The sequence below is a fragment of the Mesonia sp. K4-1 genome, from assembly GCF_008017825.1.
Lineage (GTDB): Bacteria > Bacteroidota > Bacteroidia > Flavobacteriales > Flavobacteriaceae > Mesonia.
On sequence record NZ_VRLS01000029.1, the window covers coordinates 26,299 to 32,620 of the forward strand.

Sequence of the window (6,322 nt, forward strand, 5' to 3'; positions counted from 1 at the left end):
ATTAATTGATTAGATAGTTAATAATGGCCGATTGTACATAGTACATTTGCACCGACTCGATTTGATTCATCTGAAACTTCAACTGCAATTCCTGAATGTCCAGCACATCGTTAAAATCGATAGTGCCAGTTTCATAATTTTTTACCAGAATTTCTTCGGCATCTTGGGCTTGTTTTAGATTGCGTTCTTGTGTGTAGTAAGCAATGCGAGCTTGGTTGCGTTGTGATTGCGCTTTCGCGAAAGCGGATTCCAGCACATTCAATCGCTGTTCCCTTTGGGTCTCTATTTCTTGCTGTCGCAGTTCATTTTGTTTTGAAATGGATTTGTAGCGGTTATTGAAAATGGGTATAGAAATCGACACCATTGGCATCAATACATCTTTCCCATTATCGCTGAAGTTAACATCGCTACGTTCGGTTACGGGCAAGTAATCCACACCAAAACCAATCATAGGTAAGCTTTCACGCTGGTTGAGTAGTTCAGATTGTGCCACAGATTCATAAAGTTTATCGTATTTGAGCAGTTCAGGATTGAGCGCCAGCGCTTCATTGTCATAAAAAGGGTCTTCCTGCGGAATTTCCATTTCTGGAACTACGTCAACAGTCATCATTGATTCACGGTTGAGCAAATTGTTAAAAGCTGTTTGTTCTGCCGTAAATTCTTCTTCCAAAACTTCCTTTTGTTGCTGTAACTCATTTTGCAGTATTTGAAGTCGCAACACATCTACGGCACTCGCTTTACCTACTTCTACAGACGTGAGTGCAAGTTGCTCATAGGTTTGCAATAGCTGTATATTTTCATCCAGCACAGCTTGCTTGGCACGTATAGAATACAGGCTATAATAGGATTGTGCGACCGAAAGTGCGAGCTTACGCTTTGCAATCGTGATGTCCACATATTCAGCATCTGCCATTGCGGTGGCATAATTTTCACGAGCTGTAATAGTACCGAACCACGGCAACATCTGTTTTACGCCTATTCGTGCACGTTGCGCACCGACTCTGGTTTCAGGCTCACTCACAAAATAGCCGGCACTCACTTCGGTATTTGGAATCCAGTTGGCTTCATTTACCTTTTCTTCGGCAATATTATAGCGCAGTTCAAAGGCTTGAATTTCTGGATTGTTCGCTTCGGCTTCCTGAATGTAGGATTGTAATTGTTGCGCTTTCGCGAAAGCGGAAACAAACAAGAACACCAGTATATATTTTAATTTCTTCATCTGTTTGCTTTTTTAAGTTGGTATTCCTTTTTCCAGCTATATAAGACTGGCAGTAGGAAATAGGACGTAACATCGATTATCATTCCGCCAAAAATGGGTATCGCCATCGGTATCATTATATCGCTTCCCTTGCCTGTGGATGTAAGTACGGGAAGTAGTGCCAGTACCGTAGTTACAGTAGTCATCAAACACGGACGAATACGTTTACCTGCGGCTTCCAAAGTGGCTAGACGAATGCCCTTTTTATTGTCTGGTTCGTTGCTTTTGAAAGATTGGTCTAAATAGGTGGCCATTACCACGCCATCATCCGTAGCAATACCAAATAGGGCAATAAAACCTACCCAAACGGCGACACTTAAATTGATGGTTTTCATATTGAACAAGTCCCGCAGATTTTCGCCGAAAAAGCTGAAGTTGAAAAACCAATCTTGCCCATACAACCAAATCATTATGAAACCACCTGCAAAGGCTACGGCAATGGCGGTAAACACCATAAGCGATGTGGAAACTGACTTGAACTGGAAATACAAAATCAAGAAAATGACGAGCAAGCAGAGCGGTACGACAACCGCCAGCGTTTTTTCTGCTCGTAACTGATTTTCATACGTTCCCGTAAAACGATAACTCACGCCTTGCGGCACGACCAGCGAACCATTATCAATATTTTCTTGAATCAAGGCTTGGGCATTTTCTACTACATCCACTTCGGCAAAGCCGTCGAGTTTGTCAAACAGCACATAGCCAATTAGAAAAGTATCTTCACTCTTGATGACTTGTGGGCCTTGTTCGTATCGTATCTCTACCAGTTCGCCCAGCGGTACAGGACTGCCTTTTTCTACGGGAACGTAGATGTTTTTAAGGTCGTCCGGATTTGCCCGTAACTCTCGTGGATAACGTACACGCACGGCATAACGCTCACGACCTTCCACAGTTTGCGTGAGTGGCATACCGCCAACCGACACTTGCAGGATTTCCTGCACGTCCATTATGGACACGCCGTATCGAGCCAATTGGTCTCGCTTAATATCGATAAGCAGGTACGGTTTCCCCACGATTCGGTCTGCAAAAACAGCTTGTTCCTTAACACCTTCGGCCTGTTTCAAGATGTCTTCCAGTTCTAGTCCAAAATTTTCTATGGACTTTAAATCGGGACCTTTTACCTTGATGCCCATAGGTGCTCGCATTCCCGTTTGTAGCATTACCAATCTCGTTTCGATGGGTTGCAACTTAGGTGCAGATGTCACGCCTGGTAACTTGGTCACACGTACAATCTCGTTCCAAATATCATCTGGACTTTCAATGTCCGGTCGCCAGTTTCGGTAGTATTCGCCATCGTCGTCTTCAATCAACTCTTCGCGTGTAGCAGTCGTTTTTAGCGATGTTTCGGCATAGTTGACGCCTTCATCTATTTCATTGTTCGGATTGATAATGAATTTGTCGTTCTTCAGTACAAACAATCCATCATCATTGACTTTATAGCGTTGTCGCTCGCCAGAGCTATTCCGCATATATTCAGATTTATACTGAATGACATTCTCATACATCGAAAGTGGTGCTGGGTCGAGTGCGCTTTCCGTTCTTCCAGCTTTTCCCACCACGGTTTCGATTTCAGGGATACTTGCCACCGCCATATCGAGCTGTTGCAGTACACGCTTGTTTTCTTCAACACCTGCGTGTGGTAGCGAAGTGGGCATCAACAGGAAAGAGCCTTCATTGAGTGCTGGCATAAATTCCTTGCCCGTATTGCGCATAATGATGATGCCCAACGTGAGCACCGTAGCCGGAATGATTAAGAACAGATATCGGTTCTGAAGTGCCCATCGCAAAATACGCGCATAGTATATCCTAAAAATCGAGAACACACCGAGCAGTCCAAAACAGATGATGGAAACAAATATCAGGTTCATAACAATGCTTCGGTCAAAGCCTAATGGTCGCCAGTATTCTGCTAATAAAACTACGATAGCAATAGATGAAATGATGATGTCAAGCAGGTTTTTGCGCTTTTGCGAAAGCGTACCGCGCATCTTTAAAAATGATGTGATGGCAAAGGCGATTAGAATTAGTCCTAACCAAAAGCCGTAAACGATGGCGAGAATTCCCAATAAAACAAGTGCGCCATTGATGACGTACTGTGTCCGTTCACGCAAATTCGTCTTACGGAAAAGGAATGCCGCAATGGGTGGAATGAGAAACAGCGCAATAATGAGCGATGCCGTGAGTGCCATTGTTTTGGTAAAGGCCAGCGGGCGAAACAGTTTTCCTTCGGCACCTATCATTGTAAATACGGGCAGGAAACTAATTATGGTCGTTAGTACAGCTGTTAGTATAGCACCAGAAACTTCAGCCGTTGCGTTGTAGATAATTTCATTTGTGGTGTATTCCTTTCCGTTTTCATTAAGACGTAATTTCTCATCTTCCAAGTGCCGTATCATATTTTCAGCGAGTATCACGCCCACGTCCACCATTGTACCGATGGCAATGGCAATACCTGAAAGTGCGACGATATTTGCATCTACATTAAAGAGCTTCATCGTGATAAAAACCATCAAAACGGCTACGGGTAACAACCCTGAAATAAGGATGGATGCACGCAGATTGAAAACCATTATAATAATGACCAAAATGGTAATTAGGATTTCCAAAGTGAGTGCTTCGTTGAGCGTTCCCAGCGTTTCTTGTATGAGTTCTGTCCGGTCATAAAATGGTACAATGGTAACTTGCGAAGTGCGACCATCTGATAAAGTTTTGGCAGGAAGTCCAGAACTTATTTCGGCAATTTGCGCCTTGACATTATTGATAACTTCCAACGGATTTGCACCGTATCGAGCGACGACTACACCACCTACAACTTCGGCACCTTCTTTATCGAGAATACCACGTCGGGCAGCAGGTCCCAAATGGACGTTTGCCACGTCTTTGATGCGGATGGAAGTAAAGTTTTCAGAATCTACTACCGCATCTTCGATATCTGCAATGGACTTTACGTAGCCCAATCCGCGTACGAGGTATTCGGCTTGATTGATTTCGAGAGTCTGTGCCCCTATATCTTGATTGCTCTGTTTGACGGCTTTAACCACATCGCCCATACTCACATTGTACTGGCGCATTTTTTCTGGGTCAATGTCCACTTGGTATTCCTGAACATAGCCACCTATGGAAGCTACTTCAGAAACACCACTTGCCGATGACAATCCATATTTCACATAGTAATCCTGTATGCTACGCAATTCCTGTAAATCCCATCCGCCAGTTACGTTGCCGTCTTTATCACGACCTTCCAGCGTGTACCAAAATATCTGTCCGAGACCCGTGGCATCTGGTCCTAATGATGGATTGACACCATCAGGTAATAGGTTTGCAGGAAGTGAGTTCAGTTTTTCAAGTATGCGACTGCGTGACCAGTAGAACTCGATGTCTTCTTCAAAAATGATATAGATGCTTGAAAATCCAAACATAGACGAACTACGAATGGTTTTCACACCTGGAATACCGAGAAGCGAAGTGGTAAGCGGATATGTGATTTGGTCTTCAATATCCTGTGGCGAGCGACCTTGCCACTTGGTAAAAACAATTTGCTGGTTCTCGCCAATATCAGGTATGGCATCAACGGCAACTGGGTCTGTAGGTAAAAAGCCCGTTTCCCAATTAAAGGGTGCGTTGACCACGCCCCAACCCACAAATAGGGCGAGTAGTAGAACGGCAACAAGTTTGTTTTCTATGAGAAATTTAATGCTCTTATTCAGCATAACATTTGATGTATTAGATAATTGGAATTACGTGTTGCAGAATATGGCAAACACGAGTTTTAGCCCACTACAGCATAGCTATTGGGCTTCATTCAAAAAATCTAACAAATCAAATTAAGAAAGTCTGGTACATCACTTGCACATCCCGTTTGACAAAGGGTCGCGGGTAATCTTCAAAAGGAACTTCTTCAGATTCGGTTCCTTCAAATAGGTTTATATAAGAATATGTAAAAGTAGCGATGAACGTTTGCTGCTCAAAACTAAGGGTGTCAAAAGATATTTTAAGGTCGTCTTTGCCTTCCTTTACAATTTGCTGGTCAGAACAACAAGATTTCTCAGCCATTTTAGGATTCTCACAACTTTTAACTGGTTGTGCTTTTTCCATTCCGCATCCTTCAGCTTTTGTGAAAAAACTGAAATCGACCAAATTCCCCCCACAATAATGCATATCAACAGTAAATGTCATTGTAGAAAATAATACTACAAAAACCATTACGAAAGCCATTATTTTATGGATTACCTGTTTCATATAATCGTAAAAGTACAAAATTTTAACAGCTATTGATTTTGTTTAACAAAAATTTAATTAATCACCTTAATCCCAAATCATTTTCTGTAGCCTAACAGCATTTAAAATTGCTAATAATGCTACGCCTACATCTGCAAAAACAGCTTCCCACATCGTGGCTAATCCACCTGCACCGAGAATGAGGACTATTATTTTTACACCAAATGCAAGCGCAATATTTTGCCAGACTATTCGGCGCGTTGAACGACCAATTTTAATCGCTCTTGCAATCTTACTGGGTTGGTCGGTCTGTATGATAACATCGGCTGTTTCAATGGCGACATCGCTTCCTAAACCACCCATCGCAATACCAACGTCGCTTGCTGCCAAAACGGGTGCATCGTTTATGCCATCGCCGATAAATGCGACTTTCGTATCAGGTTGTTTTTTGAGCTTTTCAACTTCGTTCAATTTATCTTCAGGTAACAACCCACCTTTTGCCCAATCGATATTTAACTCTTTTGCAACTTGTTGCGTTATAGAATCCTTGTCGCCTGATAGCATTATAATCTTAGAAATTCCTGAATCTCGAATTTGTTTAATGGCTTGGTGCGTATCATCCTTTAGTTCATCTGCAATGGTTACATAACCTGCAAATTTCCCATCAATAGACACCATAACGATTGATTCTACAATGCCATCCGTTTCCGAAGGGACTTCTATGCCATTTGAGGTCATTAAAGCTTTATTACCTACCAATACCGTTTTCCCATTGACCGTTCCTTTTAAACCTTTTCCTGCAACTTCTGAAACATCAGTCGCTTCATAATCTGAACCGTCTGCTTT

Annotated in this window: 4 protein-coding genes; all 4 read right to left on the reverse strand. The window is 42.5% G+C overall.

Annotated features, from left to right (window positions below; translation table 11 throughout):
- Position 1: 1 nt before the first annotated feature.
- Positions 2–1,219, reverse strand: a complete 1,218-nt coding sequence (locus FT986_RS05445) for a TolC family protein (RefSeq protein ID WP_147864202.1) — start codon at positions 1,217–1,219, stop codon at positions 2–4.
- Positions 1,216–4,968, reverse strand: a complete 3,753-nt coding sequence (locus FT986_RS05450) for an efflux RND transporter permease subunit (RefSeq protein ID WP_147864203.1) — start codon at positions 4,966–4,968, stop codon at positions 1,216–1,218. Before FT986_RS05450 ends, FT986_RS05445 begins: the two co-directional genes overlap by 4 nt.
- Before the next feature lie 109 nt (positions 4,969–5,077).
- Positions 5,078–5,497 (reverse strand): hypothetical protein, encoded by a 420-nt coding sequence (locus FT986_RS05455; RefSeq protein WP_147864204.1) that lies wholly within the window; start codon positions 5,495–5,497, stop codon positions 5,078–5,080.
- A gap of 66 nt (positions 5,498–5,563) precedes the next feature.
- Positions 5,564–6,322: HAD-IC family P-type ATPase (locus FT986_RS05460; RefSeq protein ID WP_147864205.1), on the reverse strand; the 759-nt coding region annotated here is incomplete at its 5' end.

What these genes read in the sequence shown, in the direction of transcription:
- FT986_RS05445 (WP_147864202.1), bottom strand. Translation starts at nt 1,219, where the DNA reads ATGAAGAAATTAAAATATATACTGGTGTTCTTGTTTGTTTCCGCTTTC.
- FT986_RS05450 (WP_147864203.1), bottom strand. Translation starts at nt 4,968, where the DNA reads ATGCTGAATAAGAGCATTAAATTTCTCATAGAAAACAAACTTGTTGCC.
- FT986_RS05455 (WP_147864204.1), bottom strand. Translation starts at nt 5,497, where the DNA reads ATGAAACAGGTAATCCATAAAATAATGGCTTTCGTAATGGTTTTTGTA.